General features: G+C 56.1%; 1 protein-coding gene. It reads right to left on the bottom strand.

What is annotated here, in order from left to right:
- The coding region (locus tag WCA10_RS26550) for a phosphoketolase family protein (protein WP_472825577.1) at positions 1 to 1,448 on the bottom strand (1,448 nt) is incomplete at its 3' end.
- Between the last annotated feature and the right edge of the window lie 312 nt (positions 1,449 to 1,760).

Below are 1,760 nucleotides of genomic sequence, written 5' to 3'. Positions count from 1 at the left end.
CTGAGCATCTCGACGACGCGGCCATCGCGCGCGAGCTCGCTGCCGTCCTGGTCTTCGGGGAAATACTCGGCAATCCAAAATTTCTTGGCGGCCTGATAGATTGCCTGGAGCTTGTTGGATGTGGTTTCGTCCGGCCCGAACACGCGGAAGTTGTTCATGTTCGACTTCATCACGTCGCGCAGGAAGTTCCCCAAGGGTGGGACATTCTCGGCTTCAATGCTTCCCGGCTGATCCACCTTCAGCGCGTAATCGCAAAAGTCAGGCAAGCGTAGTGCCTTTTTGAGGACTCCGCCATTGGCATGCGGATTGGCACTCATTCGACGGTTTCCCTTCGGGGCAAGTTCTTTCAGTTCCCGAATCAACCCGCCGTTCTCGTCGAATAACTCTTCAGGCTTTTGGTCGCGCATCCACTTCTCAAGCATCCGCAGTTGTTCGGGATTTTTCTTGACGTCGCTCAGAGGAACCTGATGGGCGCGCCAAAAACCCTCCAGCCTGTGGCCACCCACTTCTTCCGGTGCGCCCCAGCCTTTGGGAGAGCGCAACACGATCATGGGCCAGCGTGGCCGCTCGGCAACGCCGGTCGCCCGGCATTCCCGTTGATGCTTCTGGATTTCGAGAACGCAGTGTTCGACGGTCGCAGCCATTGCCTGGTGCATCGTGTCAGGATCGGAACCTTCGACGAAGTAAGGCGTCCATCCGTAGCCCCGTAGCAAGTTCTCCAGTTCTTCGTGTGTAATGCGCGCCAGCAGAGTGGGGTTATTGATCTTATAGCCGTTCAAGTGGAGGATGGGCAGAACCGCGCCATCTCGAATGGGGTTGAGGAACTTGCTGATGTGCCAGGAAGTCGCCAGCGGCCCTGTCTCGGACTCGCCGTCCCCGACAACTGCGGCGACGATCAGGTCCGGATTATCGAACGCAGCGCCGCATGCATGCGAAAGCACGTACCCCAATTCGCCGCCTTCGTGGATCGAACCGGGAGTCTCCGGCGTGCAGTGACTACCGATGCCGCCGGGGAAGGAAAACTGCTTAAAGAACTCGAGCAGACCAACTTCGTCTTCACTCTTTTCTGGATATATTTCGGAGTAGGTACCCTCCAGATACCCCGGCCCTAGAACCCCTGGCGCACCGTGACCAGGGCCAGCCATGAAAATCATGTCGAGACCCAATTTTCTGATCAGACGATTCAGGTGGATATAGATGAAAGCCAGCCCTGGGCTGGAACCCCAGTGTCCGAGCAGACGGTTCTTGATATGGTCGGGTCTCAACGGCTCTTTTAACAACGGATTCGATTGGAGATAGATCATCCCGAGCGCCAAATAATTGCAGGCTCGCCAGTATGCGTGGGTCTTTCTCAATTCCTCTGAGCTCAACGGCGAACCGTGGACCGTGGATCGCGCTTTCCCATACGCGCTCAGCGGCAGTGGGGCTATCACAGTTTTCGTGCTCATTGGCACTCCTTGAGTCTTGGACTCATCGAACTCGCCACCTAAGAGAGAAACACTTCTTCGCCTCTGTGAGCGACGTCACATCACCAGGTGATGACGCTTCACTGCGCACCTGAACGATCCATTTTTTATGTGCAGCCCTCAACAGTCTGACCGGTGGAACGCGTCAAGACCGCTCGCGTGTTCCATCACTTGCAAAAACACCCTCACCACCGGTAAAGATCGATTTGGAATATAGGCCCTGCCGATCCTTGCTCAGTAGTATTACGCAAGCAGGGTGCCATTCGCGAATAACGAGAAAACAGGGGCTTCCTG

The sequence above is a fragment of the Occallatibacter sp. genome (assembly GCF_049582745.1).
Classification (GTDB): Bacteria; Acidobacteriota; Terriglobia; order Terriglobales; family Acidobacteriaceae; genus Telmatobacter.
Note: the sequence above shows the minus strand (reverse complement) of the source record. Positions and strands in the feature narration are given on the sequence as shown.